The sequence below is a fragment of the Pseudomonas benzenivorans genome (assembly GCF_033547155.1).
GTDB classification, from domain to species: domain Bacteria; phylum Pseudomonadota; class Gammaproteobacteria; order Pseudomonadales; family Pseudomonadaceae; genus Aquipseudomonas; species Aquipseudomonas benzenivorans_B.
In genome coordinates, this window is the sequence record NZ_CP137892.1 from 2,596,015 (window position 1) to 2,613,991 (window position 17,977).

Below are 17,977 nucleotides of genomic sequence, written 5' to 3' on the forward strand. Positions count from 1 at the left end.
CCTTACCAGAGCGCCAGCGTGTAGCCGAGGATCAGGCGATTCTCGTCAATATCGGTCGTGAGGCCATTACCAGACCTGAAGCTCAAGTTGCGCCAGCGCAGGCTCAGGCCCTTGAGGCTGCCATTTTGCACAACATAGGCCAGGTCCGTATCGCGCTCCCATTCCTCGCCGTTGCCGGTATTCGCCGTTCTGACGTTGCGACCATCGACGTAACGGGTCATGAACGTCAGTCCGGGAATACCCTGGGCGGCGAAGTCGTAGTCATAGCGAAGTTGCCAGGAGTCTTCATCGGCGCGGGTGAAGTCGTTGAGGGTCACCAGGTTGACGACGTAGGCCGCTCCGCCGTTCAGGTAGGGAAAGGCGCTAGTGCCAGACAGGGACTGCCAGGCCGCACTGACCTTGTGACCGCCGTGGCTGAGGCTGAACATGCCGTTGAAGTTGCGGTTGTCGATCTCCCCCGCGCGCCGACTGCCGTCGCCGCGACTGTCGAAGTAGCGGATATCGCTGCGCAGGCCGAATCCACCGGGAAGCGCTTGGTTATGCACCAGGCCGACGAACTGCTGGCGATAAATCTCGTCGAGCTGGCCGTAGTAGTAACTGATGGCCAGCTGCGGATTTATCGCGTAGCTGCCCCCCGCGAAGTTGAAGGCGTCGCTGCGGGCAGTGCCGTAGCCGATCTCGTCGCGCCCTGAGGAGTCGCGCAGGTTGCTGCGAGTCAGACGGCCGGCATCGAGCGTCAGACCCTCGATATCCTGGGATGTGAGCATGCCGCCCTGGAAGGTCGATGGAAGCAGGCGGGTGTCGTTGTAGAGGGCGACCGGCAGCCAGGGTTGCAGGGTGCCCAGGCGCACTACGCTCTGCGAGACGCGCAGCTTTCCGGTCAAGCCCAGTTCGCTGTAGGCGTCCACCGGCTCCTTGCTGGCCGGATCGAACGGCAACAGCCCGGTGCCACGACGATCGCGGCTGGAGTCCAGTTTGATTCCAAGCTCGCCGAGGGCGTCCAGGCCGAACCCTACCGGGCCCTCGCTGAAGCCCGACTCGAACCGGGCGATGAAGCCCTGGCCCCACTCGGCAGCTTTTGCCTGGCGGGCCGACTCCTGACGGAAGTCGCGATTCAGGTAGAAGTTGCGCAGCTCCAGGCTGGCCTTGCTATCGTCGACGACGCCGGCCATGGCCATGGATGTCATCAGCAGACAGGGGGCGACGGACAGGCGTGCGAGCGCGCTCGCACCAATCGATTGGGTATGGTGCATTGTTATTATTCCCGACAGGTGGTCTTGATCAACCGCCATGCTCAGCGCATGGGGTTCCCCGCACCGCCCCTCGCAGACATCGTGCGGGTGGGGCGGCCAGAAGTGGTGACCAGCCCGCTGCCTGGCAAGCCCGGGCGCTCGACTCGGTGACGGCGCCTGGTCTCGAATGCCAAGGGCTTACGCCAGGACTGGTCTATGGCCTGAGCCTAAAGGCCTTGCGTGCTCACCCGACTGCTGGGCAGGTCGACCTTGCTCGATGACGCCTCAGGACTCGCCGCCCCCCTGTCATCGACGACTGCCAGACGAGCCTCGTGGGTGCGGTCAATGAGGAAGAAAGCAGCCACCAAGCCGAGGGCCGCGGCGAACATCACGTAGAACACCGGAGCAATGGCCAGGCCGGTGGTGTGAATCAGCCAGGTGACGATGAACTGGGCGAAGCCTCCGAAGATCATCACTGCCAGGTTGTAGGCCAGCGCAAGCCCCGTGGAGCGCACGCCGGCGGGAAATTGCTCGGCCATCGCCGCGGATATTGGCCCGAAGTACGCGGCCAGCAGGGTGCACAGCACCACCTGCATGGTCATCAGGCGAGCGAATGACGGCGCCGCATGGACCCAGCTGAACAACGGATACAGGGCGATAAGCAGGCCGGCGGTCGCGCTGATGATCAGCGCTTTGCGGCCAAGCCGGTCGGACAGCGCGCCAAATACCGGCATCAGCAGCGTCATCAGGGCGACCGCAATCACCTGGGCGGTAAAGGCGTCGGTCAGCGCCAGGTTCAATTGCCGATTGGCGAAGGTCGGCATGTAGACAAGGATCACGTAGAAGCCGACGGTGCCGCACACGGTGAGGCCCATGACGGTAATCACCTCGCGCAGATGATTACGCAGCATGCGGGCGAGCGACTGCTTTTCCTTGGGGGCCTGCCGAGCTTCGAGGAAGGCACTGGTTTCCGACAGGTGGCGGCGCATCCACAGGCCGACCGGGCCGATGATCAAGCCGATGATGAAGGGGATGCGCCAGCCCCAGGAGTCGAGCGCCTCCGGCGTTAGCCCGTTGGTCACCAGTGCGGTTATGGCGGCGCCACAGAACACTGCCAGGCCCTGGCCGAACATCTGCCAGGAGCCATAGAGGCCACGGCGATTGGCCGGCGCGCTCTCGATCAGGAAGGAGGTAGCACTGGCGAACTCACCGCCGGTCGCGAAGCCCTGCAGCAGGCGGGCGAGCACGATGAGCAGCGGTGCGGCGACACCGATCGCGGCATAGGGCGGCGCGAAGGCAATCAGCGCGATGGATACCGTCATCATGCCGATGATCAGCTGCAGCGCGGCCTTGCGCCCCCTGCGGTCGGCGTAGATACCGAGCAGAATGCCGCCGACCGGGCGCATGAAGAAGCCGACGCCGAATGTCGCAGTGGCCATGAGCAGCGAGCTGTATTCACTCTCGCTGGGAAAGAACAGGCGCGAAATGATCACGGCGAGGAAACCGAAGACGATGAAGTCGTACCATTCCAGCGCGTTGCCGATCACGGCGGCGATAACCTGGTGCTTAGGGGGGGCCGCTTTTTGCCTACTCATGCTGTCATCTCCACGATAGAGCTTACTTGTTGTTATGAAAGCGAGTGACGACCGCTATTCACTCACCGAAGAACCGTTTCCCTAGCGCCACCCAGAAGGCCGCGCCAGGGACCAAACAATCGTCGTTGAAGTCGTAATGGGGGTTGTGCACGCTGCAGGGGCCGAGGTGCTCGCCGCCACCGAAACCGTTGTCACCGTTGCCGATCAGCAGGTAACAGCCCGGAACCTGTTGCAGGATGAAGGCGAAATCCTCGCTACCGCTCAGAGGCGCGGCGTCCTCGACAACCCGCTCGGCGCCGACCAACTCGCGCGCGACCTCGGCGGCGAGCCGGGTCTCGCTCAGGCTGTTGACCAGTACCGGATAACCCCGCTCGTAATGGACTTCGCTGCCGACACCGAAGGCGGCGGCCTGTCCTTCGACCAGCGTGCGAATGCGCGCCTCGAGCAAGTCGCGCACCTCCGGACGCAGGGCGCGCACGCTCAACTCCATCTCGGCCGTTTCAGGAATCACGTTGTAGGTTTTTCCCGCGGCGATGCGCCCCACGCTGATGACCGCGGCATCGTTCGGGTCGATGTTGCGGCCGATGACGGTCTGCAGCGCGAGCACTGTCGCGGCGGCAGGAAGCATCGGGTCCACGGCAAGCTGGGGCAACGCACCGTGCCCGCCCTTGCCGTTGAAGCGAATGAGCACCCTATCGGACGAGGCCATAAAGGCCCCTGCACGAAAGCGGAAGTGGCCCGTCGGCACGCCCGGGTAGTTGTGCATCGCGAAGACCGCGTCGCAGGGGAAGCGCTCGAGCAGGCCCTCGTCAAGCATGCGCCGGGCCCCGCCGCCGCCGCCCAGTTCTTCGGCGGGCTGAAAGATCAGGTTCAGCGTACCGCTGCCCGGCAGGCGCCCTTCCCGGTGCAGGCGCGCGAAGACTTGCGCGGCCCCCAGGAGTATCGTGGTGTGGCCGTCATGACCGCAGGCATGCATCTGACCGGGCGTCTGGCTGGCCCATGGCAGGCCGGTCAGTTCCTGAATCGGCAGCGCGTCCATATCGGCACGCAGACCGAGCCGCGGCCCGCCCTCGCCCCAGCGCAAGGTACCCACGACACCTGTCACCGAAATGCCGCAATGCACCTCGTAGCCCCACTGCTCCAGACAGTCGGCCACCAGCCGGCTGGTCGCAAACTCGCTGAAACCGAGCTCAGGATGCTGATGAATAGTGCGCCGCCACGACTTCATCGCGGCTTCATTGGGTCGGTAGAGATCGAATGTATTCATGACCCGATAATAGAATTTGCGGTGATCAATGGAAGCCAGTACTTTTTCCTAGGTGACAACTAAAAGGAATCACTTGCCCATGAAGGATCACCAACTCAAAGCCCTTATCCAGGTCGCCGAGTCCGGCTCCATTCGCGCGGCAGCGCGCGCGATGAACCTGAGCCAGAGCGCGCTCACGAAGGCCTTGCGGGAGCTTGAGGAAGATGTCGGTGCGGAGTTGCTCACGCGCAGCTACCGAGGCATTGATTTCACGCCCGCTGGCCACGCGTTGCTGGTTCGCGCACGCCTTGCGCATGCGACACTCGATAAGGCGCGAGAAGAAATTCGTCTATTGCGTGGCGGCGCCGGCGCGCGCATAACGATCGCGTTGACTCCGCTGGTCGCGGCGACAATCCTGCCGCCTGTACTGACCGAGTTCCGCCGTATTCAGCCGGATGCCGCCCTATCGCTCGAGGAAGGACTGCTGACCCAGGCCCTGCCGGGCCTACTGGAGGGCCGGCTCGACTTCGCGGTCGCACTGGCTAACCCGGAAGATCTGCCGTATGAGGTGAGCTTCGAAGCGTTGGCCGAGGTCCACGCCGCCCCCACCGGCCGCCTCGATCACCCGATGGCGAGTGCTCGCACATGGGCAGAACTCAAAGACGCCAGCTGGGTGTTGAACCTGACCGACGGGAGCATGGGCAACCACCTCGTCCGGTGGCTCGCGACACAAGGCATCGACACGCCGAAAAACGTCGTGTCCTGCGCCTCCTTGACCCTGATGCTCGAACTGATGCGACGCACGGACTACATAGGCTTCGGCCCCACAGCCTTGCTCAGCGACTCCTTGTTTGGCGCCGGCCTGCAGCAACTGTCCGTTACCCCCCTGCCGCCGCCTATGTCGCTCGGAATCCTCAGCTTGCGCGGCGTTCCACTGGGGACGTCGGCAAAGGTACTGGCTGGGCTGTTCACCCGCCGCCTTCGGTCATGAGACCGGTTAAACGTCGTCGTCCCTCGGCTATTCCAAGTCCACACGATCATGCGAATTTCGGCTAAGAGCCCCCGAAAAACAGAAAATCCTTTCGATCTTGAGGATTGATGCTTTGCGGCGCAGCCCCGAGCCAACCTGAACCAGCGCCCCGACAAAACCGAGGCGCAATGAACTACCCGAGATAGACGTTCGCAATGGATCGGCAGGCTCCACCAGGAACGGTTCACCCGCTCGATAGCACCCGGTTCACTCAGCACGGTCTCACGACAGTTGACTCACGCCCGCTCAACCTGCTGACGGGCAAAAGTCTGGCGCTCTTGGTAAACTCGCATGCCGTTCTTCTTCATACCGATCTGCACGGTACAGCGAACTCTAGCGCGGCAGATTGCATCACCGCCCATAGAGAACGCCACGCCCGGGAGCATGCCGGAAACGCGACGAGTCAGATGTCTCTAGAATCAGCCTCAACACCAGAAACCACGCGACCTGCCCTATCCCGCCGCTTCTCCGTGGCGCCGATGATGGATTGGACGCAGAAAGCCCATTTCATGCGTGTTTAAGCAGTATTCGTGTTCACCATGTGTTCACGCAGCGATACACTACTCATACACCAATGCATCCGACTGGACTGAAGAAAGCGCCATTCGACTGGACGCACCGGCCCCGAAGTCGATCCAATCCCTGGCACTACCGACAGCCACTACCGTCACTTCTGCTGCCATTTTCGTCACTGCCGATGCCATTTCTGGCGCAGCTGATGCCAGATCGGGCGCAAACAGTGCCATTTGTGGCAGCGTTTTTTCGCTCATTTTTTGATCAATCGAAATCCAAAAACCCAGCATTGATCAGCGATTTCGCCAATAAAAACTCGAAATAATCCAACCAAACTAGGCGTGCGCGTCAATGGTTTTAAGTGGGTGTTTTTGAGCGCAAACTGATATCTGGGCAAACATATATCGCAGTAACTTTTACGACACTCTATTTGTATCGCATTGTAACTTTGCGATATACCTGGCATGTCGATTGCTTATATATACGACACTCTTGCTATGTCGCAGCGGAAAGTTAGTTATATTCTGCGACACTATCTCTTTGTCGCACGCAAAACTTGGTTATATTGCGACACTCCCGCTATGTCGCATGCCAAAGTTAGTTATATTGCGACACCCTCCATATGTCGCATCAGAAACTCGGTTATATTAGCGACACACCCCAGTTGCCATACAACTATCTTTGGTTATAGTCAATAAAAACCCCTGACAAACCGAAAGCTCTAATGCAATAATAAGCTTATAAACAGTTCCTAGCCAGTTGTGTCTTTGTAAGACAACTAAGAGGACTCCTCTTAGTTAACTGGTCTGCTCACTCCCCTTCGGGGGGTTGCGCTAATAACAATAAAAACAGGTGCCCCATGACTACTGAAAAACCCAAAACCAAAAGCTCTTCAGTTACCTTTCGCCTAACAGAAGAAGAAAAGCAATTAGCACAAGCAAAGGTAGAAGAAGCTGGATATGAAAGCATCTCTGCATTCGTTCGTGATTACTTAATCAACGCACAACCTAAAGAAAAGGTTTCGATCTCCCCTGAGATTTTTGAGATCATGTCGGCGCTTACTAAGCTCAGTTCTGTTGTTAACAAAGGCACTACAAGACCAGAAGCCAACGACCTGATCAGCAAAATTTCCCAAATTGTCATGGGGAAGAAATTATGATCGGCAAAATCTTTCCCAAAAGTTCAGGGTCTTTTAAAAGCCGAATCAGATATATTTTCGGCTGCTCTAAGCATGACCATGCAATTAGCAAAATCAAAACAATTGGTGGCAACTACTTTAGCTCTGATCCACTACCTGCTCTACTAGCTGGCGATAAAAGTAAAATTGACGCCCTAGTGGCTGAGTTCGACGAGATCGAGAAGCTGCGTAAGCTTTCTATCGATTCCGACAAAGTTATCAAGCCTGTCTTCCACGCCATTCTATCGCTAAAACCTGGCGAGCATTTGAGTGACATGGCCTGGAATCGGGTTGCGCATCAGTACATGCAAGATCTTGGGTTCACTGACGCCTGCAAATATGTGGCCGTGCTGCACGAGGACACTGACCATCAGCACCTGCATATCGTCGGGAACCGGATCAAGTTCGAAGAAGGCTTTCGCATGGTTAGTGACAGCAACGAGCGCAGCGTCAACATTGATGCAGTATCAGATATCGAAGACCAGTACGGCCTTGAGAAATGCCCGAAACCAAAGGAAACCTGGGGCACCGCGATCACTCACGCTGAAATGAAGTCCGCAATCGCTGAAAACGACCTGCCCTTCAAGCATAAGATGATCGCAAAAATTGCAGGATGCATCGAGAAGACCAATGAAGCCAACGGCGACATGTTCACTTTCGTGCGACTCCTGCGCCGGCAAAACGTATTTATCCATCTAACCAAGGATGAAAACGGACAGCCAAAGGGCATTTCTTACGAGTTTGACGGGCGGATTATTAGCGGCAGACAACTCAAAAGATCGCGTTTAACTTGGCAAAAACTAACTACACAAGAGAATATCCACTATGATCCAGAAACCCTTCCAGAACTTGAGATCGAGATTTGCAGAAGAATTGAAGATGAATTTGAAGTCGTTGCAACTTACAACACAAGACACTATTACATCTTCTACTCCAGAACTCGCAAATACCCTATCACCTTCAAAACAAAAACAGGTGATACAAAAGAAATAGAGATTGCAATTGCTATGATTCTTTCGCTTCTTTTGGCATTATTCGGTATTTCTTTCGGTTTTTATATCGCACAACCCGGCGATAATTTCATTGAATACGAGCCAGGAATGCCATTAAATATCCCAAGCAGCGGATACGAGCCATAAAAAAAGGGCCCTCGCCAGGGCCCTTAACACCATGTTTGCCGCAAATCAGAACATAAAGTAGCGGGAAGCCTCCGTCTCATTCTGCTTTTCTTTGATCGCCTCAGCACAGAAAGCCATGGCATCCTCAAGTTCAATATCACCAGCATCGACCATTCCAGCAAGCATATCGAACAGCTCTGCAAACTTATGGCGACTCAAACGCAACACTTCATTGAATAGCTCTTGCTTCTTCTCGCGAAGCATCTCATTAGCCTTGCTAACACTCGCAGCGGCAAGATGTAGCATTAGATCAGGATCTGCAAGCTTATGAAAAAGCCCCACAGTCTCACTAACCATTTCCGCTTTAAAATTTGATTCACAGTTACCGCACATGGTTACAACCTCTTTTCTTGTTGTTTTAACTTACAAGCTTATTGTCTCAACAAGTTAGGAAGTTGTAAATACATCAACTGCAAACATACCTAAAACCAGTTACTACGCAAGAGCAATTGCCGGCTTTGAGGTCAAACAGGGCCTTAATATACTATGTGGATTATATTAGCGATTAACAGTGATGGTCTGGACATCCGAATACTGACCATTAAGCTTGGCCTTGATAGTGAATGTGAGACTATCAGCATAAGTTCCTTCGACATATTGCAGCTCATTGTTCTCATCGAAGTACCAGGTGCGACGCAGCTCAAGTTCATTGTCGAAAGCCCAGGCTTCTGCTGACACCTCTTCCGTGCGAAGAATGCCGCTTTCGTCTGCGACGGTAACGACGTACGTGCAGTATGTGAGCTGGGACTTGTCTTGCTCTTGATGCACGATGCTTGTGTCCGATCCGTCGCGTGTGCGCCATTGCAGTGTCGCTTCGTCGATGATGAGTCCGCCGTCTGCAATGCCGTTGACCCGGAGCCTGCCGGGCCTCCAGGGCTTGCTGTTGGCCCCTTCATAGTGATACTCAACGACCGTCGCATCAGCGTCTTTCAAGCGATTCGTCGCGGTCTTCGTCAGCATCTTGAAGCGAATCCACTCATCTTTCGTGTACTTCAGCTTGATCGCAGACGACAGATCACCAGCCGCCCAGATCTTGGCACCGACCGGGTGAGCCAGTGGCCTGGTGTTAAAGATCCCGCGCTTCACGTCTAGCAGTCGTGCAGTCGTGGAGTTGTCGATCACGGTGCTCTTTGCATAGACCCATTCACGCCCTGCCCCGCTTGAGATCAAGTACAGGCCCATTCCCTGTAGGCCTTCTGATTCCGAGTACGACTCAAAGCCCACGGTGCTGCCGGTGACTGTGATCGATGCCTTCGAGTAGATGCCAGCAGACAACGACTCACCGCTGCTAAAAGTCTTCGTGAAGTACTGCTCTCCTGCGTCGATGAAAGACGAGTCGTTCTGTGCCTGCACGAGCAGCTTGAAGCTCATCGCATTAGCCGGGGCCTCGGCCATTAGCAGCACAGCGTCCGTAAGACCATCTGCGAAGATCGCTGGTGCGTCGATGATCTCGTACGAAGTGACGTTGCTGGCAGTGACCGAAGGCTTCGTCCAGGCACGCTCAGAGCCATCGCTGTAGACGGCAGAGAAGATCCCGTAGACATCTTGCACAAGGTTCATTGTGATTCCGCCGCTATCGAGCGAGCCAAGATTCACAGCAGTGACGCGCATGATTTGCTTATCGACGCCGAGAAACGGCCAGGTCAAGCTAACCACGTCGCCAACATTTATCTCTGAAAACGCGCGGGTGCACTCGACAACGCAGGACTTCATCGGCGACGAAATGGCCACGAGCTCACGCTGCGCGATCTTTGCCGCGATCTGCGCTGACGTGACCTGGGGCATGCTGATCGTCTGACTCTCGACGTCGCCCTTGTGCATCCGCAGGGCATTGTTCTGAGCAATCGCAGTGCGCTCTTCATAGCCGTGTTCGCGCGACAGGTACTTGACCCGGATTTCGTTCACGCCAGTGTCAAGGCTGCCGCTGGTGTAGCTCGAAACGGCCTTCAAATTAGACGGATTTAGCTCCGGAATCGTGGTGTTGCCATAGTCATTCCGCGTCAGCTTGAGCTTAATTTTTCCCGTCTTTGGATCGTCGATCAGGTTACCTTGGATCACTTTCATGATCTCGGTGATGATCTGGCCAGCAGAAGCGGCGCTATCAATTACTAGAGAGATGCCAAAGTTCTCACCAAAAAGAGTCGAGCCGGCCATTAAGAACGACTCAGAATCGATCAAGTTTTTGGGGATTCCCGCGCCATAACGCTTGTCTGTCAGTAGCTCATAGACAACAAAAGCAGGGTTCGCGTCAGCGCCGATTCGCTCATTGAACGTGCCAGTGAACCCGTTCGTGTAAAGCTTGGGTCGAGGGGCTTTCGGAAACCTTGCTACTTCAAATGAGATTTTCTGCGGACTCGGGGAGTTGCCGATCCAGAAACCCTCAAACACTGCATAGCAAAGGCCTTTAAAACGGGAGATGCCGTCACCAACTTTTGCGCTCAAATAGCCATTTACAGGCTGGTATTGAGAGCCGGAATAGAAGCTAATTTTCCCGCCAGCGCCGCCAAATTCATACTCTTCATTAGCGATATTAATTACAGAATCGCCGTAGAAAGTTGAATCAGCAAGAATGACGTCGCCGAAAATTATCTTTTTAAGCTCAACGTCAGGGCCATGACAAATACCGAGCTGCACGCCCATATAATACTTGTGGCCGACAACTGTTTTTGTAGTGCGAAAAAGAGTCTTAACCTTCTCGGTTATTTCAGTGGTTTTTAAATCCCCGTACCACAAAACATTAGGGCCAGATATTTTTCGCGTGCCAAAGACTACTTGAATCGGACGCTCTGCGGCGCTTGGGAAATTAAAATCCTCAATACCGGAGGCTTTTGCGCCTTCTGTTTTTGGGATCATCCGGGCCATAACAAACAACCCGATCAATACAAGACCAGCAAGAATCCAATTCATATTTTCTTCTTATTATTATTTTATGAATATCAAACAAACGGGTTATCAGTCGGAATAGTTACGAACCCGAAAAAATTATCAAAGTTTCCGAAACTTTTACATGCAGCGGAAGATCTATCACAGCCCTTAGTTATCTTTAATTTATCGCCAATAACTAGATCGCTTAGCGGAGAAAACAACGTAATAACGCCAGCATTTACGGACAGGACGTCTCTAAAATCATCGTCATTCTTAGAGATAATTGAGCCCTTGTAATAATCATTTGAATTCAAAAGCCCGGTTACGTTGATTGTGAAGCCGTTGTCTTGAATACTTGTGACAGTTACTTCTTCTTGCCAGTCTTGGATTTTTAGGCCGCAAAGCTCGTCGAAAACGTGATGGTTGCATTGAGCTTGATAGCCGAAACGCAGGCACTGGCGGCGCTGGAGAGCTGAAACAGAAGCGCAATCGAGCGTGGCAACTGTGTTATTCCAAGTCGTTTGCACTACCTCGCCGGAGAAAATGGTGATGAACTCACCTGGCAATTCAGCTTCTTTGTTGAACCAAAGCCATGATTCTTTCGTGAAGCGATGGAAGCGGAAGACCTTGAGAGTGACGTGCTTTTTTGGCTGTTTGTTGCGAAAGATCATCGGTATTGGCGAGTCGCCGGGGACGTCGATCTGTAGCCGATTCCGGTTGTCTTGCTGACTGCGCTGGATCTTGTCGCGTTTGATTGGCAGCGGGTTATAGATCACGCCATCAGTGTGAAGCACTCTTTTTGAACTCGACGTGTATGCGTAAACATCTTCACCGTGTTCAAATAGGTAGAGTTCTGTGGGTGATCCGAAGCCTAGACTGGCCTCAATATCGCGTATGCTCGGCATGTATCAGCTGCTTTATTGTTTTAGTTATTGTTGATATCTGGTCGGTTTCAAAGACAAAATTAAAATCATCTGACTCAAAACGAGACAGAAAAAGTGGTGCTGCGTAATCGATATCTTCGGCAGTTAGTGACTGAATGTCTTCGAGGAGATTCAGGGTTTGCGTGCCGTCAGTGTTATTTGTAACGCTGTCGATCTTTCTGTAAATCTTATCTCCATTATACAGAGAGAGTGAGATTGCCGGGGCGGAAGTGCCGGTATTTAGCGTAAGTTTTGATTCCTTGATTATGATTGCCTTGCCATTAGCCGAGATAACTTCATAACCAAAATATGGAGCTTCGCAATAAAACTCCCGCTGCGCACCTTTTGTAATCTTTGCGAAGTCAACGAGCTGCTGGCGTTCTTCTTCTGAGAAAAATCTGTACTCGAAATTGAAAGTTCTGTAGGCACCAGACGTTCTTTCATGATCGTGTTTCAGGCCAAAACCTGGATCGAATGACGCCCTTAGTAGTGCATAATTCGCAGTAATATCAGCAGATCTATCATATCTGATAGTTAAAACAGGCTTATCATTACCATAATTATATTCCTGTAGATCATCATCCCATTCCACACGATCATCTATGTGCGTGAATTGTGTTTCATCCGGCAACTGGAAATCGATTGATTCAGGGTCAATATCGAAGGAAAGAGTCCTGGTCTCATAAAAATTCGAGGCTATTTTTGAGGTGTTTTCGTTCGAGAGGGATGCTGGGAATACGGGGATAGCGGTTAGTTCTTCTAATGAGTTTTTCAAAACCAGAAGATCACAACTGAAAGCCAGGCCCTGGCGGGCCTCAATCGATACGATCTCTGACTCTACTCCGCTAGTGATTAGCATAAACTCGCAAGCAGACAGAAACTCATTGCCCTTCTCTAGCGTTACGCCGTCATTTGAAACTACACACTTTGATTGCATGGGCCATAGCGGAATCAGCACTCTGCCACGCTGACTAATGATCTCGTTATCAAAAATATATCGGTCAGTGTCGAACAACGAATATTGAAACTCAGCCGTGACGCGCGGCTTGTCTCTCAGTGCAATGCGCTGCTCAGTGCCATCAAATGCTTCGATTACTTCTGTCATGTACTGCACTCGAATTGATGGACTTACAGACCAGTCAATCCGGTTGTCCACAAGCTTCATCACTTCGAAGTCAGAAATAGCCGCTACTACAGATCCAGCAACTGTCACCTGCACACCAGTAGCAAGGTTTTTCTGGCTTTGAAAAACTCGTAAAAATTTAGGTTCTCTAATCCCAAATTCCACGCCATCAAAACCGTCCAGCCCCTCAGCATTCAACAACTGAACATCACTCAACGTCTTTTTGCTGGCGAAAGTATGCCAGACCGAGAACTCAATCTTTTGTCCATCCGGCACGTAATGATCAGACACAACATCAACGAAGACATTGTTCTTGTAAATATCAGCAAAGCCACCAGCAATTTTATTCATCTTTAAGTACCGCGATACCCAGGTTTTGGATGCCGGTAGTTGCCTCCAGCCACGACCCTTTCTTGTAAAGAGGGATAACAAAAAACTTGCTACGTCCGATCACTAGCTCACTTGCCGCAGAAACATAGTCAAGTGGCACAAAGAACAGTCCTGGAATCTGCGCAAAAGGAGAGTAATTTGAGCTAAAAAGAGTGAAGAAATTAACCGGAATTAGACCAGGAAACCCGCAATCCAATATCTTCCCGCGAGTATGTGTGCCTAGTCCGCCGTACTGATTTGAAGTTGAAAGGTATGTTGGCACTCCATTAACTGTCGGATATGCAAGCGAAGAAAGCGTTCTTGAACCGGTGTCCCACCCATTAAACTGCGCATGATTTACACGCAAGCAGAAGCAAGCTGCATTATTATAAAGCAACGGATAGAGAGCATTAGCGTTATAAACGTGCGTCGAGCTGACGATATTGCCGCCTGTTCCTGCGACAAAAACGGGCAATTTTCCAAAGATAACGTGCGAAAAACGTCCATCATCGTACTGAGTCGAGATGATAAAAATATCGCCCGAATAACTCAGGTAGCACGTTCCTTCAAAGCTTGTCTCGACATAGCACCGTGGCGCTTGCCGGAAACCTGGTTGTGAGAGATACCCGACACCAGCGGTGTAACCATCACAGGCATTCACAGCAATCCCACGCTGCTCAAAAACCGTCGAGTATGCGTAGCTCTCAGCGTACGGATTGAAGAGATCGAATGCCCGCAGCGTAAAAAAGCACCCAGCTTTCTGCACGGCCATGTACCTGCCAAGGCGCGGATCGCCGTTCACCATCTGACCGAAGTAGTTAACCGTCCAGCCTGCCAGGCCAAGGTGTCTATGAACAATCGACAGCAGATCCTCAGCGCTCGTGTACTTGTAAGACACTACTTTCATCACGAGAGCCCCACTGCGAAGAGCTCACCGGCAACGCCCAGATTCCTCACGACCAGGTACTGAGCACCATCAATCGTGAAGACAGAACCAGCAGCCAGCCCCGCAGGGCATGCAAACACCCCGTCTAGATACCCAAGCCACTGCCCGTCATCAGCGTATGGCTCACCATCGAAGTACATATTCGGGTTCTGAAACTGCACAGAGCCATCGAATTTATCGGACACAACCAAGGCCCGAAATAGCGTAATTCCGCCATCTAGGTCACTACCAATGCGCTTGTTTTTGCCATCAAATGGGAACACATACGCACACTTGCGGCTGTAATCGAAGCTAGCGAACGAGCTCAGGCCAGCCCCATATTCGCCCCCAACAGCCTGCCAGGTGCCATCAGGAACGCAGACTTTCGGGCACTTCTGAGCACCGCCAGCGAAATACGGGAACGCAGACCCACCCGAAGATCCGCCGACGAAGCACGGAAACGAGTACGTGCGGGCACTGCCGAACGCCTCGATCAGTCCCAGGTACGCGCTGTAATAGACACCATTTGAGCGCAAAACAAAGATAACCCGGCGCTCATTGATGATCGTCCAGGTGTCCACAGCGCCCGCAGGCAGCATCAATCCCGGCAAGCCGGAAAAGGGCGACTGCTGGACAACATTCAGGCCCATGGTTTGATGCTCGAACGCCGTCAGTAGCAGCTCACTGCCCGACAAGGCCATGCCGATGTTGCCGCCCAATGGGATCTGAAAGATCTTCTCTGACTCAGTATCTTTGACTGCAAACCAGCCATTTGACGGCAAAAGGTATGCAGTTATATACGAGAGCCAGAGTTGAGCAGAAGAATAAGTAGAGATATGGACAGTCATTATTTATTGTTTTTATTGGTTGACTATATCTCTATCTTATCATAGCGATCTCACTACTTCCGCATTGCTTCTAAGTGTGTTCAAAAATTTAGTTTCGTATGAAGGGTGTTCAAACACGCTGTGAGCAATGGCGTCATTATCAAGATTGTTGATTATGGTTATATTCGGAGATTCGCCATTACCATTGCCGCTTCCTGCGTTTTTGCGATGGCGTGGATCTTTTTCAGTGATCATTTCCTCGCCTTTCTTCGCGACAATGAGCGCCTCATCCGGGCTCAAACCGTAGTTGTCAGCACCCTGCCCGATAATGCCCCCGGTATGAAACTTTGGCAGGCTCCCGATCAGACCGGACAAACTACTCATCAAGCCGCCACCGCTGCCCGCACCTGCCGCTGACGAGCTTCCTCCAGAAAGAGCAGAGATCATGGACTGGTATGCAAGCTGAATGACGAGCTTCGCAATGATCTTGCCGATATCCATCAGCACAGACTGAGCCATATCTGAAAAGGCTTCTTTTGCCGATTTCGAGCCAGAAATTAGCTCAGAAAATGCATTTTCGAAGCCAGAAGTCATAGAGTCACCGACCTTTTCCATGATCGATTCGAGTTCAAATACCTCCGCTTTGGCTTCTTTTGCAGCCTCTGCGAACTTATCTGCGCGCTCAGGATTGCCAACTTCTGTGGTCTTTTCAGTCCCTTTTTTCTCTAATTCCACAACTTCTTTGAGATATTCGAACGGCGAAATCTTGTTTGTTTCGAGCTTTTTCTTGAGGGCAGCAAACTGGCTTTCGATATCGTTGAGCTCAATTTCGGCTTTCTTTGCGCTCAAAAGATCCTTTACTGCCGTGGAATCTACGCCGACTTCTTCCATGTCGCGCACGGTGTCTTTCCACTGCTTGTCGAGCTTTTCCAGCTCAACGCCGACAGAATCGCCACGAATTACACGCAGCTCCAGCTCGGCCTCTTCCTTGATCTGCTCCAGCTGTGCTTTCAGATTGCCAAGTTCTGCGGCCCGGTTGGCTTTGAGAATGGCTGATTGAGCAACGAGGTCAGCGCCGATCTGCTTCTGTTCCATGCGCTTCCTGGTGATCTCGGCCTCTAGGTCTTTAATGGAAGTAAGAGCACCTCCCCTCGCGCCGTCATTAAGCTCAACGGCCAGGATTTTTCCTTGAGCTGCAATTTGGGCTTCGAGGGACTTGATGTCTTCGTCGATCAGCTTCTTACGCTGTGTGCTGATCTCACGTGCTGAGTCGAGCTCAAGCTTTAAACGCATGTCCGCAATTTTATTGGCCGACAGGCCTTCATCACGCGCACGTTGTTCGAGGCCAGCTAGATCCAAGTCGCGCTTGTTTTCAATGTTCTTGATCTTTGCTTCGATCTCAGCCTTGGCCAGGTCAGCAAGAAGTTTGACTTGAGAGGCTGCCTGGGCTGCTGCTGCGGCGGCGTTAGCTGCATTGAATTTAGCGTCACCGCCCTTTGCGATATCCCTCTTCTTCTCTTGTTCTTCTGTTTTTACTTTAATGGCCAGGTCGTTTTCGATGCTGGTTACTTTTTCGTTGTAGTCTTTCTTGAGACTTTCAGCGTCGAATGTTCCGTTAACAACAAGATTGATATTTTCTTTTACGAGGTTATTTGATTCTTCCCTTAGCTCTCTGAGCTTATTAATTGTCGGCTGCAAATTTCTAGCTTCAAAAGCGGGGCCTTTTTTGTTTAGTGCAATCGCATAATTATTTGCCGCATCTGATATCTGGTTAAGCTGATTTGAAAGATCGCCTGCGCCAACTAATTTCAAGGCGCTAGATATTGGCTTAATAAAGGCATTGTTAATTAGCTGCACGAATCCTGCAAAAGCCTTCCTGAGAACTTTTTCAGTGGCATTCATTACTTCATTGGTGCCGGTCTCAATAGTTTGCATGCCAGTAACAAATACCTCAGCAAACAGGAGAACCACCGATTTCATACCGTGAAAAGCAATATCGAAAGAGTCTTTCAACTTTGCAAGAAAGTCTACGCCGTCGATCATGCCATTAATAACGCTTCTGAACTTCTCTCCAATTGAATTCAGTGGAGCCTGAGCACCTTCGGACATGCCGAGCATTTGTTCTTTAACAATCTCAACAAGAGCTTGAAGTTCAGGGGCGATATTTGCGAAGGCTTTCTTGAATGTAGAGTCTGCAATCTGTCCAAGTGTTTGAAACTCGGTGTTTAAGCTGCGAACGGCCTTCGCATCAAAGCTTGAAATAACTAGGTTGTACTGTTTTGCTTGTTCAAGCATTTTGCGGAATTCAGCACCACCATCTTTAAGAGCTGGTAGCAGGTTCCGCATTGCGTCAGACCCCATCTGATCCAAGAAAGTAAACTGCGCACTAGCAGACATGTCTTTCATGGTTTCAGCGATTTTTAACAACTGTTCCTGAGGATTCAGCTTCATGAAATCTTTTACGTCAACATTCATGATCTCGAAGAAGTCAGTGGCACCGCCAGCCTGGATTGACGACCACTCCTCTAGCTTAATGCGGACTTCCGCTAGAGAGTCGGCATATTCATCAGCACTTACCCCAGCAAGCTTCATGGCGGCATATTGACCAGCCATAAACTCTTCAGTAGACAGCGAAAGTCTCTGTGTAACTTTATCTAGTTCGGTTAAGTCTTCTAGAGCATTTTTAATGCCAGTAAAGCCGGCAAACGCAGCAAAAATAGCCGTCAACTTAGCGAACGTGCCGGTTAATACATTTGACGCCTCATCTTTCGCCCTAAGTACCAGGCTAATTACAGTATTGTTTGCCATTATTTTTATTCTTCTTCTGACATTGTTTCGATGAGATTTTTAAGCTCTTTCGCATCCCCTGTAGCGCAAGCAACCCTACTCATATGGTGCGTCATGAGTTCGCCAAGCATTAAATGGCGGTCTTTTTTGAGATGAATCGCGGATAATTTGTAGAGCTTTTTGAGCG

At 52.2% G+C, this 17,977-nt stretch carries 14 protein-coding genes; 3 read left to right on the top strand and 11 right to left on the bottom strand.

The window, feature by feature from the left end:
• Positions 1 to 2: 2 nt before the first annotated feature.
• The 3 genes from SBP02_RS11695 to SBP02_RS11705 all read right to left on the bottom strand — a co-directional run bounded on the left by SBP02_RS11695 (position 3) and on the right by SBP02_RS11705 (position 4,094).
• Entirely contained in the window at positions 3 to 1,253 is a 1,251-nt protein-coding gene (locus SBP02_RS11695) for an OprD family porin (protein ID WP_318641920.1), read from the bottom strand.
• 206 nt (positions 1,254 to 1,459) lie between these two features.
• The gene (locus tag SBP02_RS11700) at positions 1,460 to 2,827 is read right to left on the bottom strand and encodes an MFS transporter (protein ID WP_318641922.1); all 1,368 of its coding nucleotides are present in this window, start codon (positions 2,825 to 2,827) and stop codon (positions 1,460 to 1,462) included.
• Between the two features lie 58 nt (positions 2,828 to 2,885).
• A complete protein-coding gene (locus SBP02_RS11705) occupies positions 2,886 to 4,094 on the bottom strand; it encodes a M20 aminoacylase family protein (protein ID WP_318641924.1) in 1,209 nt (402 codons plus the stop codon).
• A gap of 79 nt (positions 4,095 to 4,173) precedes the next feature.
• On the opposite strand from SBP02_RS11705, the gene SBP02_RS11710 reads away from it, so the two are divergent.
• Complete coding sequence (locus tag SBP02_RS11710) at positions 4,174 to 5,064, top strand: LysR substrate-binding domain-containing protein (protein WP_318641926.1); 891 nt, start codon at positions 4,174 to 4,176, stop codon at positions 5,062 to 5,064.
• Positions 5,065 to 5,663: 599 nt separating this feature from the next.
• Here the strand turns inward: SBP02_RS11710 and SBP02_RS11715 are convergent.
• Complete coding sequence (locus SBP02_RS11715; RefSeq protein WP_318641928.1) at positions 5,664 to 5,873, bottom strand: hypothetical protein; 210 nt, start codon at positions 5,871 to 5,873, stop codon at positions 5,664 to 5,666.
• 602 nt (positions 5,874 to 6,475) lie between these two features.
• On the opposite strand from SBP02_RS11715, the gene SBP02_RS11720 reads away from it, so the two are divergent.
• Both SBP02_RS11720 and SBP02_RS11725 read left to right on the top strand, forming a co-directional pair.
• The gene (locus SBP02_RS11720; protein WP_318641930.1) at positions 6,476 to 6,775 is read left to right on the top strand and encodes a plasmid mobilization protein; all 300 of its coding nucleotides are present in this window, start codon (positions 6,476 to 6,478) and stop codon (positions 6,773 to 6,775) included.
• Positions 6,772 to 7,932 (top strand): relaxase/mobilization nuclease domain-containing protein, encoded by a 1,161-nt coding sequence (locus tag SBP02_RS11725; RefSeq protein WP_318641932.1) that lies wholly within the window; start codon positions 6,772 to 6,774, stop codon positions 7,930 to 7,932. Before SBP02_RS11720 ends, SBP02_RS11725 begins: the two co-directional genes overlap by 4 nt.
• Positions 7,933 to 7,977: 45 nt before the next feature.
• Here SBP02_RS11725 and SBP02_RS11730 read toward each other — a convergent pair whose 3' ends face one another.
• From SBP02_RS11730 to SBP02_RS11760, 7 genes are all read right to left on the bottom strand, one after another.
• Positions 7,978 to 8,304, bottom strand: a complete 327-nt coding sequence (locus SBP02_RS11730) for a hypothetical protein (protein WP_318641934.1) — start codon at positions 8,302 to 8,304, stop codon at positions 7,978 to 7,980.
• Between the two features lie 165 nt (positions 8,305 to 8,469).
• Entirely contained in the window at positions 8,470 to 10,878 is a 2,409-nt protein-coding gene (locus SBP02_RS11735) for a phage tail protein (RefSeq protein ID WP_318641936.1), read from the bottom strand.
• Between the two features lie 29 nt (positions 10,879 to 10,907).
• On the bottom strand, positions 10,908 to 11,741 hold the full coding sequence (locus tag SBP02_RS11740; RefSeq protein WP_318641938.1) for a phage BR0599 family protein: 834 nt from the start codon (positions 11,739 to 11,741) through the stop codon (positions 10,908 to 10,910).
• Positions 11,719 to 13,233: a hypothetical protein gene (locus SBP02_RS11745; protein WP_318641940.1), complete on the bottom strand. Its 1,515-nt coding sequence runs from the start codon at positions 13,231 to 13,233 to the stop codon at positions 11,719 to 11,721. Before SBP02_RS11745 ends, SBP02_RS11740 begins: the two co-directional genes overlap by 23 nt.
• Positions 13,226 to 14,158 carry a hypothetical protein gene (locus SBP02_RS11750; RefSeq protein WP_318641942.1) on the bottom strand — a complete coding sequence of 311 codons (933 nt, stop codon included), beginning with the start codon at positions 14,156 to 14,158 and terminating at the stop codon, positions 13,226 to 13,228. The genes SBP02_RS11745 and SBP02_RS11750 overlap by 8 nt, the downstream gene beginning before the upstream one ends.
• On the bottom strand, positions 14,158 to 15,024 hold the full coding sequence (locus SBP02_RS11755) for a hypothetical protein (protein ID WP_318641944.1): 867 nt from the start codon (positions 15,022 to 15,024) through the stop codon (positions 14,158 to 14,160). The genes SBP02_RS11750 and SBP02_RS11755 overlap by 1 nt, the downstream gene beginning before the upstream one ends.
• Positions 15,025 to 15,063: 39 nt before the next feature.
• Complete coding sequence (locus tag SBP02_RS11760; RefSeq protein WP_318641946.1) at positions 15,064 to 17,811, bottom strand: coiled-coil domain-containing protein; 2,748 nt, start codon at positions 17,809 to 17,811, stop codon at positions 15,064 to 15,066.
• Positions 17,812 to 17,977: the final 166 nt, after the last annotated feature.

Coding starts and splice junctions, on each gene's coding strand:
- SBP02_RS11695 (WP_318641920.1), bottom strand. CDS start 1,253: ATGCACCATACCCAATCGATTGGTGCGAGCGCGCTCGCACGCCTGTCC.
- SBP02_RS11700 (WP_318641922.1), bottom strand. CDS start 2,827: ATGAGTAGGCAAAAAGCGGCCCCCCCTAAGCACCAGGTTATCGCCGCC.
- SBP02_RS11705 (WP_318641924.1), bottom strand. CDS start 4,094: ATGAATACATTCGATCTCTACCGACCCAATGAAGCCGCGATGAAGTCG.
- SBP02_RS11710 (WP_318641926.1), top strand. CDS start 4,174: ATGAAGGATCACCAACTCAAAGCCCTTATCCAGGTCGCCGAGTCCGGC.
- SBP02_RS11715 (WP_318641928.1), bottom strand. CDS start 5,873: ATGAGCGAAAAAACGCTGCCACAAATGGCACTGTTTGCGCCCGATCTG.
- SBP02_RS11720 (WP_318641930.1), top strand. CDS start 6,476: ATGACTACTGAAAAACCCAAAACCAAAAGCTCTTCAGTTACCTTTCGC.
- SBP02_RS11725 (WP_318641932.1), top strand. CDS start 6,772: ATGATCGGCAAAATCTTTCCCAAAAGTTCAGGGTCTTTTAAAAGCCGA.
- SBP02_RS11730 (WP_318641934.1), bottom strand. CDS start 8,304: ATGTGCGGTAACTGTGAATCAAATTTTAAAGCGGAAATGGTTAGTGAG.
- SBP02_RS11735 (WP_318641936.1), bottom strand. CDS start 10,878: ATGAATTGGATTCTTGCTGGTCTTGTATTGATCGGGTTGTTTGTTATG.
- SBP02_RS11740 (WP_318641938.1), bottom strand. CDS start 11,741: ATGCCGAGCATACGCGATATTGAGGCCAGTCTAGGCTTCGGATCACCC.
- SBP02_RS11745 (WP_318641940.1), bottom strand. CDS start 13,233: ATGAATAAAATTGCTGGTGGCTTTGCTGATATTTACAAGAACAATGTC.
- SBP02_RS11750 (WP_318641942.1), bottom strand. CDS start 14,158: ATGAAAGTAGTGTCTTACAAGTACACGAGCGCTGAGGATCTGCTGTCG.
- SBP02_RS11755 (WP_318641944.1), bottom strand. CDS start 15,024: ATGACTGTCCATATCTCTACTTATTCTTCTGCTCAACTCTGGCTCTCG.
- SBP02_RS11760 (WP_318641946.1), bottom strand. CDS start 17,811: ATGGCAAACAATACTGTAATTAGCCTGGTACTTAGGGCGAAAGATGAG.